21 protein-coding genes, 1 rRNA gene and 1 pseudogene are annotated in these 26,695 nt (G+C 48.2%); 19 read left to right on the top strand and 4 right to left on the bottom strand.

Annotated elements, in window-relative coordinates:
- Window positions 1-58 precede the first annotated feature (58 nt).
- The 13 genes from MHM95_RS07535 to MHM95_RS07475 all read left to right on the top strand — a co-directional run bounded on the left by MHM95_RS07535 (window position 59) and on the right by MHM95_RS07475 (window position 15,779).
- Window positions 59-760, top strand: coding sequence for a hypothetical protein (locus tag MHM95_RS07535; protein ID WP_239384938.1), 702 nt, complete (start codon window positions 59-61; stop codon window positions 758-760).
- The gene (locus tag MHM95_RS07530) at window positions 760-2,169 is read left to right on the top strand and encodes a DNA polymerase Y family protein (protein ID WP_239384937.1); all 1,410 of its coding nucleotides are present in this window, start codon (window positions 760-762) and stop codon (window positions 2,167-2,169) included. The genes MHM95_RS07535 and MHM95_RS07530 overlap by 1 nt, the downstream gene beginning before the upstream one ends.
- The gene (locus tag MHM95_RS07525) at window positions 2,169-5,255 is read left to right on the top strand and encodes an error-prone DNA polymerase (RefSeq protein WP_239384936.1); all 3,087 of its coding nucleotides are present in this window, start codon (window positions 2,169-2,171) and stop codon (window positions 5,253-5,255) included. Before MHM95_RS07530 ends, MHM95_RS07525 begins: the two co-directional genes overlap by 1 nt.
- A 193-nt stretch (window positions 5,256-5,448) precedes the next feature.
- On the top strand, window positions 5,449-6,705 hold the full coding sequence (gene glyA / locus MHM95_RS07520) for a serine hydroxymethyltransferase (RefSeq protein WP_022945772.1): 1,257 nt from the start codon (window positions 5,449-5,451) through the stop codon (window positions 6,703-6,705).
- A 92-nt stretch (window positions 6,706-6,797) separates the two neighbouring features.
- Entirely contained in the window at window positions 6,798-7,247 is a 450-nt protein-coding gene (nrdR, locus tag MHM95_RS07515; protein WP_026111229.1) for a transcriptional regulator NrdR, read from the top strand.
- Between the two features lies 1 nt (window position 7,248).
- Complete coding sequence (ribD, locus tag MHM95_RS07510) at window positions 7,249-8,382, top strand: bifunctional diaminohydroxyphosphoribosylaminopyrimidine deaminase/5-amino-6-(5-phosphoribosylamino)uracil reductase RibD (protein WP_239384935.1); 1,134 nt, start codon at window positions 7,249-7,251, stop codon at window positions 8,380-8,382.
- A gap of 2 nt (window positions 8,383-8,384) precedes the next feature.
- Window positions 8,385-9,041 carry a riboflavin synthase gene (locus MHM95_RS07505; protein ID WP_022943555.1) on the top strand — a complete coding sequence of 219 codons (657 nt, stop codon included), beginning with the start codon at window positions 8,385-8,387 and terminating at the stop codon, window positions 9,039-9,041.
- Between the two features lie 17 nt (window positions 9,042-9,058).
- Entirely contained in the window at window positions 9,059-10,165 is a 1,107-nt protein-coding gene (ribBA, locus tag MHM95_RS07500) for a bifunctional 3,4-dihydroxy-2-butanone-4-phosphate synthase/GTP cyclohydrolase II (RefSeq protein ID WP_138548049.1), read from the top strand.
- A 99-nt stretch (window positions 10,166-10,264) separates the two neighbouring features.
- The gene (ribE, locus tag MHM95_RS07495; RefSeq protein ID WP_022943553.1) at window positions 10,265-10,729 is read left to right on the top strand and encodes a 6,7-dimethyl-8-ribityllumazine synthase; all 465 of its coding nucleotides are present in this window, start codon (window positions 10,265-10,267) and stop codon (window positions 10,727-10,729) included.
- A gap of 9 nt (window positions 10,730-10,738) precedes the next feature.
- Window positions 10,739-11,152, top strand: coding sequence for a transcription antitermination factor NusB (nusB, locus tag MHM95_RS07490; protein ID WP_022943552.1), 414 nt, complete (start codon window positions 10,739-10,741; stop codon window positions 11,150-11,152).
- Window positions 11,153-11,196: 44 nt separating this feature from the next.
- Complete coding sequence (gene thiL / locus MHM95_RS07485) at window positions 11,197-12,171, top strand: thiamine-phosphate kinase (RefSeq protein WP_022943551.1); 975 nt, start codon at window positions 11,197-11,199, stop codon at window positions 12,169-12,171.
- On the top strand, window positions 12,168-12,656 hold the full coding sequence (locus MHM95_RS07480; RefSeq protein ID WP_022943550.1) for a phosphatidylglycerophosphatase A: 489 nt from the start codon (window positions 12,168-12,170) through the stop codon (window positions 12,654-12,656). Before thiL ends, MHM95_RS07480 begins: the two co-directional genes overlap by 4 nt.
- A gap of 51 nt (window positions 12,657-12,707) precedes the next feature.
- Window positions 12,708-15,779: a diguanylate cyclase gene (locus tag MHM95_RS07475; protein WP_026110916.1), complete on the top strand. Its 3,072-nt coding sequence runs from the start codon at window positions 12,708-12,710 to the stop codon at window positions 15,777-15,779.
- Between the two features lie 69 nt (window positions 15,780-15,848).
- Here the strand turns inward: MHM95_RS07475 and dxs are convergent, their stop codons facing one another.
- From dxs to MHM95_RS07460, 3 genes are all read right to left on the bottom strand, one after another.
- Window positions 15,849-17,711, bottom strand: a complete 1,863-nt coding sequence (gene dxs / locus MHM95_RS07470) for a 1-deoxy-D-xylulose-5-phosphate synthase (protein WP_130144757.1) — start codon at window positions 17,709-17,711, stop codon at window positions 15,849-15,851.
- A 68-nt stretch (window positions 17,712-17,779) separates the two neighbouring features.
- On the bottom strand, window positions 17,780-18,667 hold the full coding sequence (gene ispA, locus MHM95_RS07465; protein WP_045980528.1) for a (2E,6E)-farnesyl diphosphate synthase: 888 nt from the start codon (window positions 18,665-18,667) through the stop codon (window positions 17,780-17,782).
- An 8-nt stretch (window positions 18,668-18,675) separates the two neighbouring features.
- On the bottom strand, window positions 18,676-18,915 hold the full coding sequence (locus MHM95_RS07460) for an exodeoxyribonuclease VII small subunit (RefSeq protein WP_022943546.1): 240 nt from the start codon (window positions 18,913-18,915) through the stop codon (window positions 18,676-18,678).
- A 263-nt stretch (window positions 18,916-19,178) separates the two neighbouring features.
- Here MHM95_RS07460 and pomA point away from each other — a divergent pair, with 263 nt between their 5' ends.
- The 4 genes and pseudogenes from pomA to MHM95_RS07440 all read left to right on the top strand — a co-directional run bounded on the left by pomA (window position 19,179) and on the right by MHM95_RS07440 (window position 23,533).
- On the top strand, window positions 19,179-19,940 hold the full coding sequence (gene pomA / locus MHM95_RS07455) for a flagellar motor protein PomA (protein ID WP_022943545.1): 762 nt from the start codon (window positions 19,179-19,181) through the stop codon (window positions 19,938-19,940).
- A gap of 2 nt (window positions 19,941-19,942) precedes the next feature.
- The gene (locus MHM95_RS07450) at window positions 19,943-20,869 is read left to right on the top strand and encodes a flagellar motor protein MotB (protein WP_026110915.1); all 927 of its coding nucleotides are present in this window, start codon (window positions 19,943-19,945) and stop codon (window positions 20,867-20,869) included.
- Between the two features lie 178 nt (window positions 20,870-21,047).
- Entirely contained in the window at window positions 21,048-21,545 is a 498-nt protein-coding gene (locus tag MHM95_RS07445) for a hypothetical protein (protein WP_045980529.1), read from the top strand.
- A gap of 52 nt (window positions 21,546-21,597) precedes the next feature.
- Window positions 21,598-23,533 (top strand): annotated as a pseudogene (locus tag MHM95_RS07440) (DNA topoisomerase III).
- Here MHM95_RS07440 and MHM95_RS07435 read toward each other — a convergent pair.
- Complete coding sequence (locus MHM95_RS07435) at window positions 23,530-24,849, bottom strand: amidohydrolase (RefSeq protein ID WP_239384934.1); 1,320 nt, start codon at window positions 24,847-24,849, stop codon at window positions 23,530-23,532. The pseudogene MHM95_RS07440 and the gene MHM95_RS07435 overlap by 4 nt on opposite strands.
- 76 nt (window positions 24,850-24,925) lie before the next feature.
- Between MHM95_RS07435 and MHM95_RS07430 the strand changes: the two genes are divergently transcribed.
- Together MHM95_RS07430 and MHM95_RS07425 are read left to right on the top strand one after the other, a co-directional pair.
- A complete protein-coding gene (locus MHM95_RS07430) occupies window positions 24,926-25,783 on the top strand; it encodes a tetratricopeptide repeat protein (protein ID WP_045980532.1) in 858 nt (285 codons plus the stop codon).
- A gap of 693 nt (window positions 25,784-26,476) precedes the next feature.
- A 16S ribosomal RNA gene (locus tag MHM95_RS07425) occupies window positions 26,477-26,695 on the top strand; the annotation flags it as partial.

The following is a 26,695-nucleotide window of genomic DNA, read 5'->3' as shown; positions in this document are numbered from 1 at the left end:
GGGAGCAGTTTTTAAATCATATATACTGTATAAATAAACAGTGTTTTGGGTGGTGATTATGAATTCAACATTAGCCTCAATGCAGCATCAAGGGTTAATTTTCAATGCAAAAGCACAGAGCGAACAGGCAGGGTCGTGCCCGTTAACATACACACCAACAGGGTTTTCTGAGCTTGATACTTTATTGCAAGGCGGTTGGCCTGATGCTGGGGTGATCAGTGTTTTTAGCCAGCCGGCAATCGGTGAATTTAGGTTACTGCAAGCGCTACTAAGCGCGCAGCAATCGGGTTTAATTATCCTTATTAACCCCCCGGCAGAACCTTGTGCCCATTGGCTTGCCCAGTTGCAGATAGCCAGCGAGCGCGTCGTTATTTTACGACCAAAAAGTGACAGTGAGGCGCTGTGGGCGGCAGAGCAATGTGCTCGTAGCAGCAGTTGTGCCTTAATATGGTTATGGCAGGAAGGCCTATCCTTTACCCAAGTTCGGCGTTTTAACTTAGCCTGTCAGCAATCGCAAGCGGTGCTGGTCTTGCTCAGTTATAGCACCCAGCCTTGCTCACTGCCGGTACAGCTGAGTGTGCATATCTTGCCCTCTGACAGTGGTTTAACCGTGCGCCTATTGCGCCAACAAGGGCGTTTTGCCAGTGGTGAAGTACACCTAAGGCGCACTCAGCTATGGCCTTTTTTACATTACAGCGACCTTCATCAGGCTTTCAAGGGAGGCGATGATGATCCGTTACAGCATGTTGAGGTAGGCTGATGTTCTTGGCTGTGCACTTTTGTGATTTGCAATTGCAATGTCGGGCACTGACTGAGCCGGCTATTTTAGTGTGCAAAGATAAGGTGGTGCAAAGTAACCCGCCAGCACAACAGACTGGCATTAAGCCGGGGATGGGGCTCGCTAGTGCGGCGGCCCTGTGCAATACATTGGCTGTGTTTGCCTATGACGAACAGCTTGAGCGCCAGCTATTACAACAAATAGCGCAGCATTGTTATCAGCGTACTGGCGATATTATTCTATGTGGGAGTGACTGCTTAATTTTTGCGACCCACAGTATGCGGATGCTCTATCCTGATATTGAGCAGCTATTTGAGGCGCTGCAAGGGGTATTTAGGCAGTGGTTGCAACACTATCGCTATGGTTGTGCACCGAGTATTGAAGCGGCGGAAGTGTTAGCGCGTGCGGGCACTGAGATGATCACTGACAGCCCCGCTACGGCACAGCACCGCTTGGAACAGTTGCCAGTAAGTGCGTTGCGTATAAGTAGCCAATACCACCATCAATTGGCGCGCTTAGGCTTGAATACGATTGGGCAGCTATTAGCGCTGCCTAAGGCCGAGCTACGCCAACGCTTTCCCTATGAATTATTGGACTACATAACCCGTTTGCAGGGGCAGCTAGGGCATGTGCGTTTACCAAAAAAAGGGCGCTACTATCGCTTTTACCAACCTAGTCAGTACTTTCAGCGCTTGCAAGAGCTGAATTTTGAAATAGACGAGAGCGCGCGTTTACTCCCGGTGATGACCACCCTATGTGAGCATTTATGTGCTTATTTACGGCAAATGCAATTGCACACCCAGAAGCTGCAGTTTAGCTTTTATTTTCGCGAATTACCCACACAGCTGTTTGCGGTTCATAGTGTGGCACCACAAGGGCAGTTAGTACCTTGGTTAACTTTAGTTCAAGTTAAGCTTGAGACCCTTAGCTTGGATGCTCCCGTTATTGCCGTGCAATTAACATGTGAGCAATTCAGTGATGCCTTAGGTGAAAGCCAAAACTTATTTGATAAGCGCCAGCAAGGGCTGGCAAAACAGCAGTTGCTAGGGGTATTACACGCGCGCTTAGGGGCGCAACATTGTTATCACTTGCATTGCACCAATGCGCATATCCCTGAGTATACGCAAGTGAAGGAAAGCCCTTTACACAGCTATAGCATCTCCAGCTCCAGTAAAAAAACAGCCCCTCTGCGGCCTAATTTTTTACTGGAACCACAAGTGCTTAGCGAGCAGGTTTGTTTATTACGCGGCCCAGAGCGGATACAAAGCCATTGGTGGCAACAGCAATTAATTGAACGTGACTATTACATTGGTGAAAATGCCCAAGGGCAATTATGTTGGTTGTTCAAAGACAAGCATCAGGGTTGGTTTGTACAGGGGTACTTCGCCTAATGAGTGCTGTGCAATACAGTGAGCTCTTTTGTCAGAGTAACTTTAGTTTTCTCCGTGGTGCTTCGCACCCCGAAGAGCTGGTGGCGCAAGCATGTGAGCTGGGGTATCAGGCTTTGGCTTTGTGTGATGAATGCTCGGTTGCCGCAGTGCTGCGGGCGCATAGTTATATTAAAGAGCGGCAACTGCCGCTGCGTTTAATCGTGGGCAGCTCTTTTCATTATCAACACTTACATTTTATTGCCCTGTGCCCAACCAAAAAAGCCTACAGCCAGCTATGTCGGGTGATCACTAACGCCCGTCGGCGCACTGCCAAAGGTCATTATCAGCTTAGTGAGTGGGACTTGAAAACTCTGCAAGGCTGTATACTTATTTGGCTGCCCCAAGGCCAGGGGCAGGTGTTGAGTGAACATGACCTGCACTGGGGAAAGTGGCTTAAACGCCACTATAACAACCACCTTTACATAGGCGTACAGCGTCATCTAAGCAGCTTTGAACCCGAGTATTTGACTTATATCGAGGCCTTAGCGCAACATCATCAGTTAACGACTGTAGCCGTTGGTGGGGCACTGATGCATAGCGCCGAACGTTTGCCGTTGCAGCATGTGCTCAGCGCCATTGCCGCCGGGAAATCGGTCCCCGAGCTAGGCGCGGCCTTACTCACCAACGCGGAGCGCGCACTGCGACCAAAAGCTAAGTTAGCCAAGCTGTTTTCGCCAGCGCAACTCGCAGCAACAGTGCATATTAGCCAAGCCTGTACTTTCAATCTCGATGAGCTCAGCTATCAATACCCACATGAGCTAGTACCTAAGGGGTTAAGTGCCAGTGAGCACTTGCGTGCCTTGGTATCCGAAGGCGCGAACAAACGCTTTGGCGGGCCCCCACCGGCACACCTGCAAGCGCAAATAGATAAAGAACTCAAGCTGATTAGCGAGCAGCAATATGAGCCCTTTTTTTTAACTATCTACGATATTGTTTGCTTTGCCAAAAGTCGCGATATTCTTTATCAAGGGCGAGGCTCGGCGGCCAACTCCGTGGTGTGCTATTGCTTGGAGATCACGGCGGTAGATCCCCGACAAATTGATGTCTTGTTTGAACGCTTTATTTCCAAGGAGCGCAATGAGCCCCCGGATATTGACGTCGACTTCGAACATCAGCGCCGAGAAGAAGTGTTTCAATATATTTACCGCAAATATGGGCGGCAGCGAGCTGCTTTAGCTGCAACGGTGATCACCTATCGTTTGAAAAGTGCCATTCGCGATGTTGGTAAGGCGTTAGGGTTCAGTGAAACACAACTGGATTACTATATTAAGCAGCTTAATCACCGCTATGGCAGCGAGCAATGGCAGGCGCAACTGATAAAGCTTGGCCTTGACCCGGATGTGGCCATTAACCAACATTTTTTCCGCTTAGTGGATGAAATTCGCGGCTTTCCTCGGCATTTATCCCAGCATGTGGGTGGCTTTGTGATCTCGCAAGGTCCGCTGCATGAGCTAGTGCCAGTGGAAAATGCGGCAATGGCCGAACGCACCGTGATTCAGTGGGATAAAGATGATCTTGAAAGCCTTGCCTTATTAAAAGTCGATGTACTTGCCTTGGGAATGCTCAGTGCTATTCACCGCTGCTTCAAGTTACTGGCGCAACATTACCAACACCGTATCAGCATTGCCGATATTACCCGCCTCGGCGATGATCCTCAGGTGTTTGCGATGTTACAACGCGCCGATACCGTCGGGGTATTCCAAATTGAATCGCGCGCACAAATGAGTATGTTGCCAAGGCTCAAGCCACGGTGTTACTACGACTTAGTGATTCAAATTGCCATTGTACGCCCTGGGCCCATTCAGGGGGATATGGTACACCCGTTTCTAAAACGCCGTGATGGCACAGAGACCATTGCTTACCCCTCTAAAGAAGTTGAGCAAGTCCTTAAGCGCACTTTAGGGGTGCCGATATTTCAAGAGCAGGTGATTAAAATTGCCATGGTCGCCGCAGGCTTCAGTGGCGGTGAAGCCGACCAGCTACGTCGGGCCATGGCTAAATGGAAACGTGATGGCGAGCTGACTCAGTTTAAACGTAAACTCATCACTGGCATGTTAGCGCGCGGGTACGAGCAGCAATTTGCTGAGCGTATCTATCAACAAATTTGTGGTTTTGGCGAATATGGCTTTCCCGAGTCGCATTCGGCGAGCTTTGCGGTGCTGGCCTATGTCTCTGCTTACTTAAAATATTATTACCCGAGTGCGTTTTTCTGTGCCTTAGCAAACAGCTTACCCATGGGCTTTTATTCGTTGGACCAGCTCATGCAGGACGCGCGACGTCACCAGGTTACGGTGTTGCCCGTTGATATTAATACCTCAGTGTGGGAGCACCAGCTGGTACGCCAAGGGCAAAGTTTCGCGATACGCTTAGGGCTGCGTTGCGTTAAAGGGTTTCGTCAGCAAAGTGCGCAACAGCTCGTTAAACAACGGCCAATAGCCGGATATCGCAGCGTCAGTGAGCTATATCAAAGCGGCTTGCGCGAGGTGGAGTTAGAAGCGTTAGCGAGCAGCAATGCACTCGCGAGCATAGCGCAAGACCGCTTTAATAGCCGCTGGCAGATTATCGACAAACAACAGCGGTTACCGCTCTTTGGTGAACAGAGCGATGCATTGCCATTGGCACCGCCAAGTAAGTTACAGGATACCCTAGAAGATTATGCCAGTATGGGGGTCAATATGGGCGCGCACCCACTGTGTTATTTACGCGCCGAAGGGGGATTACAGCACGCAAAAACCGCCCAGCAATTGCGTCTTTGTCGCAGTGGCGCCAGTGTCACTATTGCTGGCTTGGTCACTGGACGGCAATCACCAGGCAGTGCCGCCGGGGTGACATTTCTAACCTTGGAAGATGAAACCGGCAACACCAATGTCGTGGTGTGGCAGGCAACGGCGAAGGCCCAGCAACAAGCCTTTCTAACCGCACGTTTATTGGAAGTGAAAGGGGTAATAGAAAACCACCAAGGGGTGATCCATGTGATTGCTGGACGGCTTATTGATCATAGTGACAAGTTACCGGCACTGATACTGAAAAGCCGATTTTTTCATTAGAAATAAAAATAAAATAGTGATTTTTTATTTATTTTTATTATGTTTTGGATTTAAAAATATCATTCTTTTAGGGCTGTGAAAAAAATTCAATCCTTGTTTAAATAAGCTCACACATCCTTGATAGGCAAATGCGCGGTTTGCGCGTACAATAACACCTTTCAAATCGACAATTACGTTGCACCTAGGAGACAGCATGTTAGAACGTAGCATGAACATTGCAGACTTTGATCCAGAACTTGCCAAAGCGATGGGCGATGAGGTTTCTCGTCAAGAAGAGCATATTGAGCTTATTGCCTCGGAAAACTACTGTAGTCCACGCGTACTTGAAGCGCAGGGCTCACAGCTTACCAATAAATATGCCGAAGGCTATCCGGGCAAACGCTACTACGGTGGTTGTGAGCACGTCGACGTTGTTGAGCAACTGGCGATTGACCGTGCTAACGAGCTGTTTGGCACTGAGTATGCAAACGTGCAACCGCATGCCGGCTCGCAAGCTAACGCCGCAGTGTTTCAAGCGCTACTTCAGCCACACGACACTGTACTAGGCATGAGCTTAGCTCATGGCGGTCACTTAACTCATGGTGCACATGTAAACTTCTCAGGCAAAACCTACAATGCCATTCAATATGGTTTGAATGAGCAAACCGGCGAGATCGATTACGATCAAGTTGAAGCCCTTGCCCTTGAGCACAAGCCAAAGATGATCATTGGTGGTTTCTCAGCTTATTCTGGTATCGTTGATTGGCAGCGTTTCCGCGAGATTGCCGATAAAGTCGGTGCTTACTTATTTGTAGATATGGCACACGTAGCTGGCCTTATCGCTGCCGGTGTGTACCCAAGCCCAGTGCCTTACGCACATGTGATCACCACCACCACGCACAAAACGCTAGCGGGTCCACGCGGCGGTTTGATCATCTCTAATTGTGGTGATGAAGATATCTATAAAAAGCTTAACAGCGCGGTTTTCCCAGGCGGTCAAGGTGGCCCACTGTGTCACGTTATTGCAGCCAAAGCGGTGGCTTTCAAAGAAGCGCTACAGCCAGAATTTAAAGCATACCAGCAACAGGTTGTGGCTAACGCACAAGCAATGGTATCAGTGCTACAAGAGCGCGGTTATAAAGTGGTATCAGGAAAAACAGACAACCACCTATTCCTACTTGATTTAATCGATAAAGACATTACCGGTAAAGATGCTGATGCAGCACTCGGTAACGCCAATATCACGGTGAATAAGAACTCAGTACCGAATGACCCACGTTCACCGTTTGTCACTTCTGGTTTACGTCTTGGTTCACCAGCGATTACTCGCCGTGGCTTCAAAGAAGCAGAAGCGAAAGAACTTGCTGGCTGGATCTGCGATGTACTTGATAACATCGAAAGCACTGATGTTCAGGCAAAAGTGAAAGAGCAAGTGAAAGCAATCTGTGCTAAGTTTCCAGTGTATGCCTAAGCTGCACTAAATAGCCATTAGGCAAACATTTGTGTATGATAAAGGCCGCAAAAATAGCGGCCTTTTTGTTTTCTACAGGAACCCCAGTCACTATGCATTGTCCTTTTTGCAGCGCCAAAGATACCAAGGTTATCGACTCCCGGTTAGTGGGCGGCGGCCATCAGGTTCGACGCCGTCGCGAATGCATTGATTGCCATGAACGTTTCACTACTTTTGAAGGCGCCGAGTTGGTGATGCCGCGCGTGATTAAACGGGACGGCTCACGCGAACCATTTAACGAAGATAAGCTTCTTAACGGCTTACATCGTGCCTTAGAAAGGCGGCCGGTGAAAACCGAGCAGGTTGATGAGGTGGTGCATCAAATCAAGTCGCAAATTCGAGCTACCGGTGAGCGAGAGGTCAGCTCTTTGCTTATTGGCGAGTGTATTATGGAAGCGCTGAAAGGGCTGGATAAAGTGGCCTATGTGCGCTTTGCATCGGTTTACCGCTCGTTTGAAGATATCCGCGAATTTGGCGAAGAAATCGCCCGTCTAGGGGATTAATATGAGCTTCAGTGCACAAGATGAGCACTTTATGCGCCGCGCTATTGCCTTAGCTTGGCAGGGGCGTTTTACCACCACCCCCAATCCGAATGTGGGCTGCGTGTTGGTTAAAGATGATAAGGTGATTGGCGAAGGCTTTCACATTCAGGCGGGGACGCCGCACGCAGAAATTCATGCCTTAAATGCCGCCGCAGAAAATGCCGAGGGAGCCACCGCATATGTGACTTTAGAGCCGTGCAGCCATACCGGCCGCACCGGCCCTTGTGCTGGCGCCTTGATAGCCGCCAAAGTTGCTAAAGTAGTGTGTGCTATGCAAGACCCTAATCCGCAAGTTAGTGGCCGGGGCATGGCGATGCTTGAGGCCGCTGGCATCGACGTTGAGTATGGTTTGCTCGGTGCCCAAGCCGAAGCGCTTAATACGGGCTTTTTAAAACGTATGCGTACGCAGCGCCCGTTTGTCACCTGCAAACTAGCAGCCAGCATTGATGGTAAAACAGCGCTCGCCAATGGCCAAAGTAAATGGATTACCTGCAGTGACGCCCGTGCTGATGTGCATAGCTTGCGAGCGCAACATTGCGCCATTGTCTCGGGTGCCGATACGGTAATAAGCGACAATGCGCAATTAAATGTGCGCCTAAGCGAACAGCAACTTGCCGATTACCCGCTGGCGCAAGTGCGCCAACCGGTGCGGGTGATTATCGACAGTCGCTACCGGCTCACACCCGATTTAGCGTTAATGCAAACACCCGGTAAGATTATTATCGTGCGCTCACGCACAGCACCTGCGCTTGATAAAGTGCAGCAATGGCCCAACAATGTAACCGAGTTGTATGTGGCCGGGGATAACGATGGCCATGTAGATTTAGACGCGTTACTCACGCAACTGGCTGCAGATGATATTAATTCGTTGTGGCTTGAAGGAGGCGCGACCCTAGCGGGGGCCTTTGCGAAGCAACAGCTTATTGATCGTTATGTGGTTTATTTGGCCCCTAAACTTATGGGCCAAGATGCCAAAGGGCTGGTGAACATAGGTCCATTTGCCGATATGAACGACATTGAACAGATGCAATTCAGCGATATGCGCCCCATTGGCGAAGATGTGCGCCTTACCCTAGATAAAAGAGCAGTGGAATAGCCATGTTTACAGGCATTATAGAAGCAACCGGAACCTTGAGTTCACTCACTCTTGTTGATGGCGATTTAAAAGTGCGCGTCAGCAGCGATAGTCTCAACATGGACGATGTCGCCTTGGGTGACAGCATTGCCACGAATGGCGTTTGCCTTACGGTGACACAAAAATTCAGTGATGGGTTCAGTGCCGACGTATCGCGCGAAACCTTATCACTCACACGCTTTGCGCACTACCAGCAAGGCCAACGTGTTAATCTTGAAAAGGCGCTGCAGCCATTATCAAGGTTAGGGGGTCATTTGGTTTCTGGGCATGTAGACGGCATTGCCGAAGTGGTTGATGTGCGCAGCAACGCCCGCGCTATTGAGTATTGGCTGCAAACCGACGCCGAACTGATGAAGTATATTCCCTATAAAGGTTCAGTGTGTATTGATGGTGCCAGTTTGACCGTCAACGAGGTTCACGGTAGCCGCTTTAAGCTGACCATTGTGCCGCACACTTTAGAGCAAACCACGATTGCAGATTTTCAAGTGGGCACCCAGGTTAACCTTGAGGTTGACCAAATAGCTCGCTATTTAGAGCGCCTAATTAATGGCGCCAAGGCTGAGCAGCCTCAATCCTCAGTTTCCGAGAGCTTGCTGGCGCAAGCTGGATTTATAAAATAAACGATAATGGGCAAGATATGAGTTTAAACACCGCAGCGGAGATCATCGACGACATTAAAAATGGCAAGATGGTTATCCTCATGGATGATGAAGATCGTGAAAACGAAGGCGATCTCATTATCGCCGCCGAACACATCAGCGCCGATGCCATTAATTTCATGGCCACCTATGGCCGAGGCCTTATTTGCTTGACGCTTACCCAGGCGCGTTGTGAACAATTAGCACTGCCTTTAATGGTCAGTAATAATGGCGCGCAATTCTCAACCAACTTTACCTTGTCCATTGAAGCGGCAAAAGGGGTGACCACCGGTATTTCGGCCGCAGATCGTGCCCGCACGGTACAAGCCGCTGTTGCCAAAGGAGCAGTGCCAGAAGACATCGTCCAGCCGGGGCATATTTTCCCCATTATGGCGCAGCCCGGCGGCGTACTGACACGTGCAGGGCATACTGAGGCTGGTTGCGATTTAGCACGCCTTGCGGGCCTTGAGCCGTCCTCGGTTATCGTCGAAATCCTGAACCCTGATGGCACCATGGCGCGTCGTCCGCAACTCGAAGTCTTTGCTAAAGAGCATGGCATAAAAATGGGCACTATTGCCGATTTAATCGAGTACCGTAATCTTAACGAAACCACCATCGAGCAAGTGGCGAAGTGTAAACTACCAACACAGTACGGTGAGTTTGATCTAGTTACCTACAAAGACACCATCGATGGTCAGCTGCACTATGCGATGATCAAGGGTGATATCAGCGACCCAACCTTAGTGCGGGTGCATTTACAAAGCACCTTTAACGATATTTTACTTTCCGATCGAGGCGCGGACCGCAGTTGGACATTGTCTAACGCCATGGCCTATATCGCCGAACATGATGGTGTGTTGGTTATCCTTGGTAAGCAAGAGCGCAGTGACGATATCGAAGCTATGGTTAAGGCCTTTGCTTTGGAAGATGCTGGCGAAAGTGCCAACCACCGTAAAATCCAGGGCACATCGCGCACCGTGGGCATCGGCTCGCAAATCTTAGCGGATTTAGGCATCACCAAAATGCGCTTAATGAGCATGCCGAAGAAGTATCATGCGCTGTCAGGTTTCCACCTTGAGGTGGTTGACTACGTACAGCCAGAATAAGCAGCTATTTTTTTTCAATTATGCTATGATGCGCGGCAATTTTGCGATACCCGCATTTCGCCGGCATCACGCGTTGGCAGAATCAATTAAGGTTTACAGATGAAAATTATTGAAGGTAACAAGTTTGCACCGGGCAAAAAATTTGCCATCGTGATTTCGCGTTTTAACGACTACATTGGTCGCAGTTTATTGGACGGCGCAGTCGATGAGCTAAAGCGTACAGGTAACGTCAGCGATGATGATATTACCGTGGTGTATGTGCCGGGTGCGGTTGAGTTACCTCTTGCTGCCAAGCGCATTGCCGCCAAAGGTGAGTTCGATGCTATCATCGCCTTGGGCGTGATTATTCGTGGCGGCACTCCGCACTTTGATTTAGTTGCCGGTGAGTCGAATAAAGGCTTGGCGCAGGTATCGCTTGAGTATGATGTACCGGTTGCTTTTGGCGTATTAACGACTGAAAGCATAGAGCAGGCCATTGAGCGTGCCGGTACAAAAATGGGTAACAAAGGCGGCGAAGCTGCATTAGGTGCCCTAGAAATGGTTAATGTTTTAGACAAAATTTAAGGGTTCACAGTGAAACCAGCAGCGAGACGCAAAGCGCGCATATTGGCCTTACAGGCCGTTTACTCTTGGCAAATGAGCGGTAACGCTATTGCTGATATCGAACAAAACATGTTAATCGAGAATGACGTGACTAAGGTCGATGTAGAGTATTTTAAAGACCTAGCGCGCGGTGTTGCCGTTAACTCAAAACAACTAGACGAAGTCTTAGCTCCGCATTTGACGCGTCCGTACGAAGAAATTGATATGGTAGAAAAAGCCATTTTACGACTTTGTGCGTATGAGCTTAAATTCCGAGATGACGTGCCATACAAAGTGGCCATCAATGAAGGCATTGAGCTGGCGAAAATGTTTGGTGCCGATGACAGTCATAAATTCGTTAATGGTGTGCTTGATAAAGCCATTAAGCAGCTACGTAATAGCTAAGCACCTTTAACAAGGAGAGCCGGCTGAGGCCGGCTTTTTTGTGTATGCAAGAATTTGAATTAATAAACCGATACTTTAAAGGCCGAGGGATCACGCGCCGGGATGTGAATCTTGGCATAGGTGATGACTGCGCCTTGGTGAGTATTCCGGAAAACAGCCAATTAGCCATTACCACTGACACCATGGTAGCTGGTGTGCACTTTTTTGAAGATATGTCACCGCGCGCTTTGGGGCACCGGGCTATCGCCGTTAACCTCAGTGACCTTGCTGCAATGGGCGCCGAGCCTGCGTGGGTTTCTGTGGCGCTTACCTTACCGAAAGCCGAAGTAGAATGGTTAGAAGAGTTCACCGCAGGCATGCATGAAATAGCAGAATATTTCAACGTGCAAATCATTGGTGGTGATACTACGCAAGGCCCACTTACTGTAACCGTATGTGCCAAAGGCACGGTGCCTACCGGCAAAGCGTTAACACGTGGCGGTGCTAAACCCGGCGATTGGATTTATGTTACCGGACCGTTGGGTGATGCGGGCCTGGCTATCGAAGCGCGCAAACAACACCTAGATATTGCCCCTGAATGGCTGAAGAAGCTGACCACTAAATTGGAGTATCCGACGCCCCGGGTGGCTGCGGGACAGGTCTTACGTGGCTACGCCAGCTCTGCCATTGATATCTCCGATGGGCTCTTGGCTGATTTACAACATATTTTAGATATGTCTTTGGTCAGTGCCACCATTCATGCCGATAAAATTCCAACGTCAGAAGCCTTTCGTCAGAGTATTGAAGGTGAGGCGAAATGGCCTTATGTGCTTGGCTATGGTGATGACTACGAGTTGCTTTACACGGTACCCGAGAACCACAAAGCGATGCTGGACAATCGTTTGAGTCAGTATGGCATCGAGGCTGTGTGCATTGGCCAAATTCGTGGTGGCGAGGGGAAGGTCGAGGTACTCAACGGTGAAGATAAACTCGATGTCGCCCAAGTGGGCTTTGAACATTTTATACAGGGTGACGCGTGATCACTACAAGCTTATTTAATCTACGTCGCGGTCATCAGTTTTTAGGCCTAGGTTTTGGCTTAGGTTTAAGTCCCAAAGCCCCAGGTACAGTGGGCACCTTTGCGGCAATTCCTTTTATTTTTATGACCTGGGGTATGCCACTGTGGGTGCAGGCAGCAATGGCACTCATGCTATGCACTGTGGGTGTGTGGGCCTGTGGTAAAACCGCAGATGACTTGGGTGTGCATGACCATCCGGCTATTGTTTGGGACGAAGTGGCAGGGTTTTATATTACCATGATAGGAGCGGCTATTAATTGGCAGACCTTAGTGGTGGGCTTTGCCCTGTTTCGGTTTTTCGATATTGCCAAGCCTGGACCAATCCGTATGCTTGATAAACGTCTGCATGGTGGGCTTGGGATTATGGCAGATGATATTCTCGCCGGCATATGCTCGCTGATTTGCCTCCAAGCGTTAATTAAAGTAGGTTATTTGCCAGGAATATAAGATTTGAGTCTGGGTGTGACATTGCAGCGGTTTTTTCAGTCACTAGTATTGGTGTGGGCAGTTTTTGCTTCGCACTTGGCGTCGGCATCAATCACGGATTATGTGGTTAAGCAATGGAATACCCGAAATGGTCTGCCTTCGCAATCCCTCAAAAGTGTCACCCAAGATAACAAAGGCTATATTTGGGTAGGCACTCAATTTGGTTTAAGTCGCTTTGATGGCGACCACTTCACTAATTTTACCCAGCAAAATAGCAACTTCCTCAATAGTAATGCAATTAATAAGTTATTGATTGATAAAGAAGGATTATTGTGGATAGGCACCAAGCGCGGCATTTCCGTACTTGACCCTGACTCAATGAACTACTTTGAGTTTGGTATTGGCGGCCCGGTGCGCGATATATTGCAAGATGATAAAGGCAATATTTGGGTGGCAGCCAACGAACTGTTTTATATCGAGCGTAATCAGGTCGCTTTTCATTTGCCTGAGAGCGAGCGTCGGCGCAGTGGCCGTATTCAGGGACGCCTGACTGCCATCAACCAAATTTCGGTCAGTAAAATGGCACTGGCACCGCAAGGCGTGTGGTTAGTCAGTGAAAACTACTTACTGCGCTTAACCAATATGTCGTCGTCGTCATCGCGTTTGCGTTTAAAAATAACTGCGCGGGTGACCCTGCCTGATCGTTTAGCACAAACCATTATCCACGACTTAGCCTGGCTAGAAGGCACTCTGTACCTGGCCTCTGAATTAGGCGCTTACTTTTTAGACATCGATGATGAGCTACGGCCATTTACTTTACCCAACGCCAGTAATGCGGCGGTGTATAAGTTTATGAGTGACTCCGATGGCGCATTGTGGATCTCAACCTATGGGCGATTACTGTATCGCGACAATTCTAAAGAGTGGCAATGGGTTGAGCCGGCAGCACTGGATCAAAGCATCTGGTTTTCCGATATTTACCGCGATGAACAAAACAATATTTGGCTGGCGAGCTTCAGCGAGGGCCTTTGGCTTGCCCACGCGGGCCGGGTTGAGCGCCATAATGCACTCTCGAGTATGACCGAAGCGGTGATGGCCATTACCTTATCACCCAGTGGTCAGCTATGGGTGGCTAATCGCAGTGGCGTTGGTTATTTCGATCAAGATAATAATTTTATTAATCGCGTGCCTCGGGCTAAATTACGCCGCAGTGCGGTGCATGATTTGCATTTTGTTGGTGAGCGGTTGTATATCGCCACGGATCGCGGTGTGTTGTACTTCGAAGACGAGCAGCTATATAACATCGATGCGCGGGAATTACGGCAGAACCCGGTGTTTGCTATCAGTGAGTCAAGTGCTGGCGGACTGTGGTTTGGTACTGGCCGGGGCATGTATCGCATGGGATATCGAGGATTAACGCCCTTTACCTACAATGCTGTACTCGATAGTAAGTTTATTACTTACGTGCTGGATAAAGGCAAATACGGTTTAATTGGTACCAGCCAAGGCGGTTACTTATTCTCAGATAAAGGCATTGAGCGCATCGGCGACTCTACAGCGCTGGAAAGCGCTTATGTCACCAGTATTTTAGAAATTGATGATGTTGGGACGTTAGTTGGTTCGTTAAATGACGGCTTATTCTATCGCAGTACCCAAGGGCGCTGGCACCAGCTTGATGTATCCAATGGCTTACCCTATGGCTCCATTTTTAGTCTGCATCATGATGAAGCCCTGCAGCGGGTGTGGGTCAGCACCATGAAAGGCGTCTACCGTATGCCGGTGGAGCAATTCTCGGATGAAATTGGAAACTTACAAGTAGAGCAGGTGATTTCCTCGTATGATCGCCAGCTCGATGGTAAAGCCAGTCAATGTTGTGCTGGTTTAGGTCACGACGCGGTGGCTGACAGTGGTGACTCTATTTGGTATCCGAGTTTGCAAGGGGTGGTGGAAATCCCTAAAAATGTGCAGCTCTTTGGCCAAGACCAATTAGCGCCCCAAGTGGAGAGTATTGCCACCCCCAGACGTACTTTGTATACCGGTGGCTTGGGTGTTAACCCTGAGCTTGATACCGATGAGCGCGATTTAACGATTAATTATACAGCGATTGATTTTTACGCCCCGGCTGAGGTGGAGTTTCGTTACCAATTAAGTGGCTTGGATACCGACTGGCGCTATGCTAAAAATCGTCGTGAAGCCATTTATACTAACTTACCTCCTGGCCCATTTACTTTTAAGCTTGAAGCCAAGCGCACCAGTGACAGTTGGGAAGAGGCCACAAGCACACACTATGCGTTTCAGGTACCGAAGCGCTTCGATGAAACGGTGTATTTCCGGTTGCTGATTGTTTCCGGGTTATTTTTTATTATCTATTTATTGCTGTGGGTGTTTAGAGCCCAGGAACGCCGCAAGCAAGCAGCCTTGGAGAGTTTGGTGGAAGAGCGCACTATGGAGCTGCGTGATGCCAATGATAAGCTTAACCAGGTGAACTCACAGCTGAAGTTAGTGAGTCACTCTGACGAGCTTACAGGACTGCGTAGCCGGCGTTTCTTATTCGATCAGCTGCCTAAAGATATTGAACATTACCAGCGTAATTCGTCTTCATTACAAGAGCAGGGCAGGGCCCTGGTGCTGTTGATCGTGAATATCGACAAATTCTCGCGTATTAATGATGCCTACGGACCGTTGAGCGGCGATAGTTGCTTACAACAAATGGCGACCCTATTGAATTCCTGCACGCAGGGCTCTGACTATGTGGCCCGCTGGAGCGGCGATGAGTTCTTGTTATTGCTGCGCGATTTCGAGCTCGATCAGGTCAATCAGTTTGCGCGCCAGTTATGCAAATCTATCGCAGAGAAAAGTTTTCAACTACCCAATGGTAAAAAGATTAATCTTAGCGCGTCGCTGGGCTGGTCTTGTTATCCGATGCCATTGCTCGGCGGCCAAGTGATCGGCTGGGAAACATCGGTGAACTTAGCGGATATCGCCCTTCATCAGGTGAAAAAGCGCGGCGGCGATGGCTGTGCGCATATTGAGTTTGATGATCAGTTGGATGCCTTTGAGTTTGAGCAAAGTGAAAACTTAGATGCGCAAATAGCCACCTTACAAAGCACCGGCTTAGCCGACATTAAAATTTGGATGCGTTAAGAAAGTGAATAAATAAAAAAGGAGCCTTTGGCTCCTTTTTTATTACCGAATATCAAACTCGCGAGCGTGTTAATCTAACCACGTACTTATCTGGCGAGTGATACCGTCGCCGTCAAGGCCAAGCTCAGCATGCATTTCTTGCTGCGTACCATGCTTAATAAATACATCCGGTAGGCCAAGGTGCAAAACTGGCTTAAGCTGCTTGCTTTGCGCTAAGTACTCGCTTACTGCTGAGCCTGCGCCACCGGCGATAACATTATCCTCCAAGGTGACAAGCGCATTATGCTCACTTGCCAACTTATCAATCAGCTGGTGATCGAGAGGTTTAACAAAACGCATATCAACTAGGGTGGCATTGAGCTGCTCTGCTGCTTGTTGGGCATTCTCCAGCAAGGTACCAAACGACAGTATTGCGACTTTTTCGCCGTTGCGAATAACACGTCCCTTGCCAATGGGTAATTGTTGCATTTCGCTATCAAGCTCACCATCGCCAGCACTGCCACGTGGATAACGCACAGCGGCGGGTTTATTAAGCTGATGCCCGGTATAAAGCATATTACGGCATTCATTGGCGTTAGCCGGTGCCATAATGACCATATTGGGAATACAGCGTAAATAACTTAAGTCATACGTGCCCTGATGAGTTTCCCCGTCGGCGCCAACTACGCCAGCGCGATCAATGGCAAAAAGCACTGGCAATTCCTGTAGCGCCACATCATGAATAAGTTGATCGTAGGCACGCTGTAAGAAGGTTGAATAAATTGCCACTACGGGGTTTAGGCCTTCACACGCAAACCCTGCACCGAGTGTGACCGCATGCTGCTCTGCAATGGCGACATCGAAATATTGTTGTGGGTACTCTTTAGAGAAGCGCACCATGCCCGAGCCCTCGCGCATTGCCGGAGTGATGGCCATCAGTTTGTCATCAACGCTGGCCATATCACACAACCAATCGCCGAATACCTTAGAAAAGGTCGGTGCGCCTGGCTTAGATTTGGGTAATTTAGTCACGGTCGGGTCAAACTTGGGCACCGCATGGTAACCAATAGGATCGGCTTCAGCAGGCTTATAACCTTTGCCCTTTTGGGTTTTTATATGCAGCAGCTGAGGACCTTTGAGGTTGCGCATATTGCGCAGGGTGTCGACCAGCATGTTGACATCATGGCCATCGATTGGGCCGATATAATTAAAGCCAAGCTCTTCGAAGAAGGTGCCCGGTATAACCATGCCTTTAAGGTGCTCTTCCATACGGCTAGCCAGTTCTTTCACTGGCGGTAACCCTGATAAGAGCTTTTTGCTGCCCTCACGAATATTGGCGTAAAAGCTACCGGAGAGAATACGCGCAAAATGATTATTTAACGCGCCGACATTTTCTGAAATAGACATCTCGTTGTCATTTAAAATGACTAACATGTCGGAATTAATATCGCCAGCGTGGTTCATCGCCTCAAAGGCCATGCCCGCAGTGATAGCACCATCGCCGATGACGGCAACGGTTTTACGGCCTTGGCCTTCTTTTTGTGCAGCAATAGCCATACCTAGCGCGGCGGAGATGGAGGTACTCGAATGACCGACACTAAAGGTGTCGTACTCGCTCTCACCGCGATAAGGGAACGGATGTAATCCATCTTTTTGGCGAATAGTATGCATTTGCTCACGGCGGCCGGTGATCAGTTTGTGCGGATAGGCTTGGTGGCCTACATCCCAAATCAGGCGATCAAACGGGGTGTTATACACATAGTGCAGCGCAACAGTCAGTTCAACCGTGCCGAGCCCGGAGGCAAAGTGACCGCTACTTTGCGATACGGAGTTTAGTAAGTAGTCCCGCAGTTCGTGGCTAAACGCGCCTAACCGCTCTTGCGGTAGCTCGCGAAGTTGTTCAGGCTTGCTGACCTGTTGTAATAAGGGATACTTGCTACTATCCAAATTCATGCGTCGTTTTATCCTTTACTGCGATGGCTGAAGTATATCAAACCAGCCCTTCGCATCAGTAGTCATTTTTAATGATCTCTGGCGATGATATAGCCTGCGAGTTGCTCGAGAACACGGGTGTCATATGGGAGCGGGCACACCGCATCAATAGCTTGTTGATACAAATGCTGCATCTTATCTTTGGCACCATCAAGGCCCATAAGCGCAGGATAAGTAGATTTATTTGCAGCCACATCAGAGCCTTGCGGCTTTCCTAGCGTGGCGGTATCTCCTTCAACATCCAAAATATCATCTTGCACTTGAAAAGCCAGGCCGATGGCACGGCCGTAATCGTCTAATGCAGCACGTGTGCTGTTTTCTACGTTCGGGGAGCACAAATAGCCCAGCTTAATGGCGCAGCTTAGTAATGCCCCGGTTTTCAGACGATGAATATGCTCAAGTTCACTTAAGGAAATCGCTTTATCGGTGGCCGCGATATCGAGCGCTTGGCCGCCTACCATACCCAATAGCCCTGAAGCTTGGCTTAAACTTCGTATCAGTGCTAACTGTTGGCTAGCGCCGATATCAAAGTCAGTGCTACTGAGCAGCTCAAAGGCAATGGTTTGCAAGGTGTCGCCAGCTAAAATAGCGTGGGCCTCGTCAAATGCGATATGGCAGGTGGGTCGACCGCGCCGTAATTCATCATCGTCCATGGCCGGTAAATCATCATGCACCAGAGAGTAACTATGAATACACTCAATGGCTGCAGCGGCTTTGTGAAGATCGTCTTGATGTGCTGCAAGCATATTACCTACAGCATAGACTAAAAATGGTCGCAAGCGCTTGCCACCATTTTCAATACAGTACTGCGTTGCCGCCAATAACTGAGGCTGTGTTTGTTGCTGTGTTTGAAAATAACGCTGTAGGGTGTGTAGCACATCCTGTTGTGCCTGTGCTAAGGCATGTTTTAAATTCACAGGGGCGACTACTCTTGATCATCCATTGGGGTGAGCTCAGCATTTAGGTCGTTGCTCATTAACATGCTTACTTTCTGCTGGGCGTTATCAAGCTTTTGAGCCGATGCATTTGCCAGACCAATACCGCGTTCAAATTGCTTTAAAGATTGCTCTAAAGACAATTCTCCTTGCTCCATATCAGTTACAATTTGCCCTAATTCATTAATGGCTTCTTCAAAGCTTAGGTTTTCTGGTTTTTTTTGGGCCATGGCCTTGTCACTCACTACACCTAATAAGAGCGCCAATTTTAGGGGGAATCGTGGACTAGGTCAAAGATGGATGCGATTTTCACGGCAAAGCTGTGTAGGCATGCTAGTTTTAATATTGTCGCTTCGCGATTTTAAAAAAATGATTCAAGTAATTCAGCAAGTTGCCGATATCTCAAGAGTAATTATAATAACGTCTGATATTCCCTGGCCATATATAGGGCTTTAGTGGGAAGGCGCTGAATAGAAAAGTGGGTGGAGGACATGTGGATTTAGCAACCATAATAGGTATTCTCGGCGCGATTGGTTTCGTTGTCATGTCTATGGTGCTTGGTGGTGATGTGGGCATGTTCTATAACACTCCTTCGGTGCTAATTGTATTTGGTGGTTCTCTTTTTATCGTGCTTGCTAACTACACCATGGGGCAATTTTTCACCATAGGGAAAGTAGCCGGCAAGGCCTTCATGTTTAAGATTGAATCACCTGATGAGCTTATTGAGAAGGCTGTAGAGCTGGCAGACTCTGCTCGTAAAGGGGGCTTTTTAGCGCTAGAAGAGGCAGAGATTAACAACAAGTTTATGCGCAAAGGCATTGATATGTTGGTTGATGGCCATGACGCCGATGTAGTTCGTGCTACTTTGCAAAAAGATATTTTGTTAACCACCGCTCGCCATGAGCAAGGCGCAGGACTGTTTAAGGCCTTGGGTGATATAGCCCCGGCAATGGGTATGATCGGGACCTTGATCGGGTTGGTGGCGATGCTCTCTAACATGGATGACCCCAAAGCGATTGGCCCCGCGATGGCGGTGGCGCTACTAACCACATTGTACGGTGCGTTTCTCGCCAATGTGATAGCTATTCCTATCCAATCCAAGTTAGAACTGCGCAAAGACGAAGAAGAGCTCAATCAACGGCTGATCCTAGACGCTATCCTAGGTATTCAAGACGGACAAAATCCCAAAGTTATCGAAGGCATTCTGAAAAATTATCTGGCAGAGTCTAAGCGCCAAGTTGATACCGAGGAGTAAGTATGTCGGATGAAAAACCCTGCAAATGCCCCCCTCCCGGATTACCGGCTTGGATGGGCACGTTCGCAGACTTGATGTCGCTACTGATGTGTTTCTTCGTATTGCTATTGGCGTTCTCCGAGATGGATGTGCTCAAGTTTAAGCAAATTGCTGGTTCCATGAAGTTTGCTTTTGGTGTGCAAAATAAACTGGAAGTAAAAGACATACCTAAAGGAACCAGTGTCATCGCTATGGAATTTAAACCGGGGCGCCCAGATCCTACGCCCATTGAGACAATTCAACAGCAAACTGTTGAAATGACACAGCAAATGCTGGAGTTCCAAGCTGGGGAAGAAGACTCCGCAGGCGGTCGTAAAGAGCAGCGTGGCGACCAACGCGGTGGGGAGTCTGCCAGTACCGCCGATGAGCAGTCGCAACAGCAAGCCATCGCCGCAGCAGACCAAGAGCGCACCAATGAGCTGGTGAAGAAAATTGCACAACAGCTAGAACAGCAAATTATTGACGGCGCCATAGAACTGGAATCTTTAGGGCAGCAAATAATTATTCGCATTCGTGAAAACGGCTCTTTTCCCTCCGGCAGTGCTTTCTTACAGCCAAAATTTAAGCCTATTATTCAAGATATTGCTGAATTACTAAAAGATGTACCCGGGGAAATCACTGTCTCGGGGCACACCGATGACTTCCAAGTCTCCAATGAGCTCTATACCAACAACTGGGACCTGAGTGCGATGCGCGCAGTCGCGGTTGCCAGTGAAATGCAAAAGGTTGATGACTTTGATAAAAGTAGAATGGTCGTGGTGGGGCGCGCAGATACACGGCCGTTAGTCCCCAATGAAACTGATGAAGATCGTAAGCGTAATCGCCGCGTCGAAATTTCAATTATGCAGGGTAAAGCCAAAGAATCTGACCCCATTGAAGTTGTGCAGTAACTATTGGCTTTGTGCCAAAAATACGGTAATTTAGCAACTGAATTAAAGCTGAATAGACAGGGAGCACAGGATGTTGGATTTGCATAAGTTTGCCAGTATACCCGGAAATGGTAGCGGCACTGATGATAAAAGCGGAGACGATAACAAAGATACCGAACAGTCGTTAGGCTAAGTACTTATGCCTAGTTGGCTAGAGGAAACGTTAATCTTTCTAAACAATAGTTGGGCAGCATTTTTGCTGCCCGCTATTGTTTTCTATGTCCTTACTCGTGAGTACAAGGCCTTGCGGTTTGTCCTTCTAACCGCCGCTTTCTTTCTCTACGGAACACTGATACACGATTTTTTGCTCGATTGGGATAAAGACATGATCTGGCGTTATGTCATATGGGCAAGCAACGATATTACCTGGATGGCGATTATTGCCTACTGGGGCATTCGTGGCAAAGTGCATATGTGGCAAAGTATTGCTGGTCAGCTTATTGTCGTTGCCGCGCCTTTTTTACAGCTTTGGCGTGTCGCTGATCGCCATTTATGGGATCTAACATTTAATAGCTCGTACCTTTACAAAACCCTAATACCAATCATAAACAGCGTCACTTTAATATTGTGCTATTTACCGATACTGTTTTGGTTGCAGGCAAGAAGAAACAAAACAGCCGCGCGCACTCTTTCCTAGCTCGTAATTATACTCTACACTGTAATAACTGTATAAATAGCCAGTTGTTGTCATGAAGCTTTATATTGCCGAAAAACCCTCTCTTGGCCGTGCCATAGCCGCAGCCTTGCCCAAACCTCAGCAAAAAAAAGAAGGCTATATAGAGGTCGGCAATGGCGATTGTGTCACCTGGTGTATCGGTCACTTGCTTGAGCAGGCTGAGCCCGATGACTACGACCCCGCTTTTAAAAAGTGGCAATTAGCGCACTTGCCTATTGTTCCGAAGCAGTGGCAGCTAAAAGCGAAAAGCAAAACTCGTAAACAACTCACTTTAGTTAAGAAGCTGATAAAACAAGCTCACACCTTAGTGCATGCCGGCGACCCCGATAGAGAAGGGCAGTTGCTGGTTGATGAAGTGATTAATCAGGTATCTTTGCCGCAACATAAAAAGCAAGCGGTTGAGCGTTTACTGATCAGTGATTTGAACTTGCCTGCAGTGAAAAAAGCCCTGAACCAGCTGCAGCCCAATACCCGGTTTGTGCCTTTGAGTGTTTCAGCACTCGCCCGCTCGCGCGCCGACTGGTTGTTTGGCATGAACCTAACACGAGCTTATACCTTGGCGGGACAAAAAAGCGGTTATCGAGGGGTGCTCTCAGTGGGAAGGGTACAAACCCCGGTGCTGGGTCTGGTGGTCGCCAGAGATAAAGAAATTGCCGAGTTCGTTAGTAAGCCGTTTTATGAAGTGCACGCGCAAGTGACTACAGCACAAGGCGAGTCATTTTGGCTGAAGTGGCAACCAAGCGAAGCGTGTCGGGCCTATCAAGATGAACAGGGCCGAGTATTGCTGCGTAAGCTTGCAGAAAATGTAGTCGGCCGGATTGTCGGCCAACCGGCAAGTGTGACCGACTTAAGCAAAGAGCAAAAGCAAGAGCAAGCTCCTCTGCCTTATAACCTATCGACACTGCAAATAGATGCAGCGAAGCGCTTTTCTCTCTCCGCGAAGGCGGTATTAGATTGTTGTCAAAGCTTGTATGAGAAGCATAAATTAATTACTTACCCGCGCTCAGATAACCGCTATTTGCCTAAGGAGCATTTTGCTGACGCCAGCAATATTATTAACGAAGTGCTTAATAATGGCGTTTTCACCGCACAGCAGCTCACAGCTGTAGATAGCAATAAAAAGAGCCGTTGCTTTAACGATAGCAAAGTGGCCGCGCACCATGCCATCGTACCTACAGCCAAGCACACCGCAGCGCAGTTGAATGATAACGAGCGCAAAGTGTATGAACTGATCTGTCGCCAATACCTTATTCAATTTATGCCTGCATATCGCTATTACCAAAGTGATGTCGAGGTGACCATAGCCGGAGGCAAGTTTACAACAAAAGCCCGAGAAGACATTGAGCTGGGTTTTAAAGAGCTCATGGGCAAAAAGGCGAAGCAGGATGAGCAATGTTTACCACCATTGACCTTAGGGCAATTGCTACAGTGTGATGATGCACGTATTGACGATAAGCAGACCACCCCCCCCGGCACACTTTAGTGATGCCACTCTATTAAGCGCAATGACATCCATTGGCCGTTACGTCAAGGACACACAATTACGTAAAGTGCTGCGCGATACCGATGGTTTAGGCACTGAGGCAACCAGAGCAAGCATCATCGAATTGCTTTTCTCACGTGGTTTTCTTACTCGTAAAGGAAAATCCATTTGTGCTAGCGAAGCGGGAAGCGCTCTGATCAGTGCGTTGCCCGAGCAATTAGCAACGCCGGATATGACGGCGCACTGGGAAATGGCATTAGCAAAAATTGCCGAGCAAGAGCTCAAATATCAAGACTTCATGCAGCCATTAACCACACAGTTGAGCGACTTGGTCAATCAAGCAAAGAACTGTGATGCTGGTGTATTTAGCAATATTAAAGGGCCCGCCAAGCGAGCCTTGAGAGGTGGTAAACGAAAGCGCGCCCGCAGTTACAAAGCTAAGGGCGCGTCTAAAGCGCAAGCTTAAGGTGTATTGAATAGCTTGAGCGCCGCATGAGTCATCGCTTTGACACCCGTTGGAATGGCCTTTTTATAATCAGGCGCAAACTTACTAGAGTGCAGCGATGGCAGTTGCGCCCCAGATTGTTGAGCGGCGTTATATGTTTCTGGGTTTACTCCGCCGAGCCAAAACAGGGTAATAGGCAAGTTGTCGTCGGTGCGTCCGTATAAGCCAAAATCTTCCCCGGCCATGACTGGCTTGGTTAATTCTACATTATTCTCACCGATAGCGTTTTTAATGGCGTCTGTGACTAAGGTGGTTTGCGTTGGATCGTTATAAGTAGAAGGAATCGATTCTTGTTCATGGACAATGACTTCAGGGTAAAGGGCCTGCTCTAAGCCCGCACTAGCAGCAATACCTGCGCTTATGCGTTTAATGGCGGCAATTTGTTGATTACGTACCTGCGGGTTATAGCTGCGTAGCGTGAGTTGCAGAGTCACTTCGTTAGAGATGACATTATGTTTGCTGCCGCCATGAATAGACCCGACAGTCACAACGGAAGGTTCTAAGGGCGACAGCTCACGGCTGGTGATCGTTTGTAGCGCCAACACCAAACGTGAGGCAATGACCACAGGGTCGATGGTGGTGTGCGGGTAGGCACCATGTCCACCTTTACCTTTCACAATGATGTCCACCGAGTCTACACTGGCCATGGTATATTCCGGCTTTAAGGCAACCTTGCCCGCAGGCACACTGGCACTGACATGCAAGGCTAAAACATGATCTGGTTTAGCGAAGCGACTAAACAAGCCCTCATTGAGCATTGCTTTGGCACCCGCGCCGATTTCCTCAGCAGGTTGAGCTACCATCATCAGCGTACCTTGCCATTGATCTTTATGGGCCATGAGGTGTTCAGCAGTGCCAATAAAACTGCTCATATGAATATCGTGACCACAGCCATGCATCACCCCAACTTTGGAGCCATCATCTTTTGTCACCGTCACTTTAGATGCGTAGTTCACATCGGTTTGTTCGACGATTGGCAAACCGTCGGTGTCGGTGCGGATCATAACGGTCGGCCCAGAGCCATTTTTATACAGGCCAACGACGCCGTAGCCACCCACTTCTTTGGTCACATCAAACCCTAAAGTTTGCAGTTTACTGGCCAGCTTTTCACCGGTTTGCTGTTCGTGTAAAGACAGCTCTGGTGATTGGTGTAAATCAAGATAGAAGGCTTCAAGCTCAGGGAGTCTATCTTTAACATCTATACTGTGTGCTGCTGTTGATGTGCATGCAAGTAGTAAAGCAGCACTGAGAGCGGTGAAAGAAGTAGGCAATTGCATGGGTGATCCTTGCTCTTGTAATTGTTATGTTAGTCACCATATCAAAGCTTAATTATAGTGAGATGGCAACATAAGCATGACGAATCAAATTCAATTGACGGCAGAGAATATCCAGCAAGTATTAGGCGACACTTCGCAAGAAAAGTTGGTGGCGTTGAGCTTTTACTCCGCCCAAAGCCCGGAATGTCAGGAACAGGCCAGTATTTTACAAGGCATAGCGCAGCAATATCAGCAGCATCTTGTCGTGGCAACTTTAGATTGTGACACACAGCAAGCATTGGCGGGTCAATTAGCGCAGCAAATTGGCTTACAAGCGCTGCCTACTTTGGTGTTATTAAAAGAGGGAGCACCCGTCGATATGCTTCCAGGGCCACAAAGCGAGGTGCAAATTAAAGAAGCACTGCAAAAGCACTTACCACAACCACAAGATATGTTGCTGCAACAAGCCAAAGATGCATTGATGGTCCAAAATCATAACGAGGCCTTTAAACTGGCAAAACAGGCGTATGATATAGACAGCAATAATAGTCGTATCAAACTGGTGTTGGCTGATATTTGCATCCAAATACATAAGCTTGATGACGCCAAAGCGTTATTGGAAACCATAGGCCTAGTCGAGCAGGATGCATATTATAACAATATTAAAGCTAAGCTAGAGCTTGCTGAACAAGCGCAAGACTCACCAGAGATCCAAGCTTTGCAACAGACCGTTGATAACGAACCTGAAAACCTTGAGGCAAAAGTAAATTTGGCTGTGGCACTCAATGAAGCGGGTAAAAAAGAAGACGCGTTAGCGACACTGTTTAAAGTGCTTAACAAAGATCTTAATTTTGGCGATGCGAAGAAGTCCTACCTTGATATCATTGCTAGCCTACCTGAGGGCGACGCCCTAGCAGCTCAATACCGCCGTAAACTATATAGTATCTTGTATTAAGAAATGCATACGTTGCAATCGAGATAAAGGAGTGCACGCTAGGTGCACTTTTTTATAAGCCTTACCTTGATCTTTAGTGTAGTTGTTCAATACTTATAGGCCGCCTTAAGGAAAGAGCACAAAAAACAGCCTAATCGATGTTCGCCTACCTTTGTTTTGTTGGTATTTTGAACGTTTGAGCTTGGGTTAACGTTTTTTTGCGGTTTTTAGTAAAAAAGGGGTTGCGTCAATTTCGTTTCTCCCTATAATGCGCTCCCACTGACACTGCAGACAGCAACGGATAACGAGCTAAACGCAGTGTTAGGGAGTCAAATAAAACTTAGTTTAAAGCGAATTAAAAAACTTAAAATTAAGTGTTGACACAAAATCAGGAAAGCGTAGAATGCGCAGCCCTGAACGGGAGCAAAGCTTCCGAGGCGAAAGCCTAAAACGTTCTTTAAAAATATGAAGCAATCATCTGTGTGGGCACTCGTACAGATTGAGTTCTAACAGCCGATTCTAGTTCGCTAGATGACGCAAACAAATTTAGAGTCTCAATTGAACTGAGTGGCCATAAGTTATTAAAAGATTCAGCCTTGAGCTGTTTTGATTTTACTTTTTTAAAAGTGAAAGTAATAACGCACAGTCAATTCGATATCGAAAGATATCAAAATCAGTATTCATTGAGCAGAAGCTTAGGCTTCAAAAAACTTTTAATTGAAGAGTTTGATCATGGCTCAGATTGAACGCTGGCGGCAGGCCTAACACATGCAAGTCGAGCGGAAACGAAGAGGAGCTTGCTCCTTTGGCGTCGAGCGGCGGACGGGTGAGTAATGCTTGGGAACATGCCTTGAGGTGGGGGACAACCGTTGGAAACGACGGCTAATACCGCATAATGTCTACGGACCAAAGGGGGCTTCGGCTCTCGCCTTT

This window comes from Pseudoalteromonas sp. CnMc7-15 (assembly GCF_022347925.1).
GTDB classification, from domain to species: Bacteria; Pseudomonadota; Gammaproteobacteria; order Enterobacterales; family Alteromonadaceae; genus Pseudoalteromonas; species Pseudoalteromonas ruthenica.
This window is presented reverse-complemented; position numbering and strand designations above follow the sequence as displayed.

Bases quoted from the DNA above. Each gene is read 5' to 3' on its own strand.
- MHM95_RS07525 (WP_239384936.1), top strand. From the start codon at position 2,169: ATGAGTGCTGTGCAATACAGTGAGCTCTTTTGTCAGAGTAACTTTAGT.
- MHM95_RS07460 (WP_022943546.1), bottom strand. From the start codon at position 18,915: ATGGCCCAAAAAAAACCAGAAAACCTAAGCTTTGAAGAAGCCATTAAT.
- MHM95_RS07430 (WP_045980532.1), top strand. From the start codon at position 24,926: ATGACGAATCAAATTCAATTGACGGCAGAGAATATCCAGCAAGTATTA.
- thiL (WP_022943551.1), top strand. From the start codon at position 11,197: ATGCAAGAATTTGAATTAATAAACCGATACTTTAAAGGCCGAGGGATC.
- glyA (WP_022945772.1), top strand. From the start codon at position 5,449: ATGTTAGAACGTAGCATGAACATTGCAGACTTTGATCCAGAACTTGCC.
- MHM95_RS07445 (WP_045980529.1), top strand. From the start codon at position 21,048: ATGCCTAGTTGGCTAGAGGAAACGTTAATCTTTCTAAACAATAGTTGG.
- MHM95_RS07535 (WP_239384938.1), top strand. From the start codon at position 59: ATGAATTCAACATTAGCCTCAATGCAGCATCAAGGGTTAATTTTCAAT.
- nrdR (WP_026111229.1), top strand. From the start codon at position 6,798: ATGCATTGTCCTTTTTGCAGCGCCAAAGATACCAAGGTTATCGACTCC.
- MHM95_RS07435 (WP_239384934.1), bottom strand. From the start codon at position 24,849: ATGCAATTGCCTACTTCTTTCACCGCTCTCAGTGCTGCTTTACTACTT.
- ribE (WP_022943553.1), top strand. From the start codon at position 10,265: ATGAAAATTATTGAAGGTAACAAGTTTGCACCGGGCAAAAAATTTGCC.
- MHM95_RS07450 (WP_026110915.1), top strand. From the start codon at position 19,943: ATGTCGGATGAAAAACCCTGCAAATGCCCCCCTCCCGGATTACCGGCT.
- ribD (WP_239384935.1), top strand. From the start codon at position 7,249: ATGAGCTTCAGTGCACAAGATGAGCACTTTATGCGCCGCGCTATTGCC.
- ribBA (WP_138548049.1), top strand. From the start codon at position 9,059: ATGAGTTTAAACACCGCAGCGGAGATCATCGACGACATTAAAAATGGC.
- MHM95_RS07530 (WP_239384937.1), top strand. From the start codon at position 760: ATGTTCTTGGCTGTGCACTTTTGTGATTTGCAATTGCAATGTCGGGCA.
- dxs (WP_130144757.1), bottom strand. From the start codon at position 17,711: ATGAATTTGGATAGTAGCAAGTATCCCTTATTACAACAGGTCAGCAAG.
- MHM95_RS07505 (WP_022943555.1), top strand. From the start codon at position 8,385: ATGTTTACAGGCATTATAGAAGCAACCGGAACCTTGAGTTCACTCACT.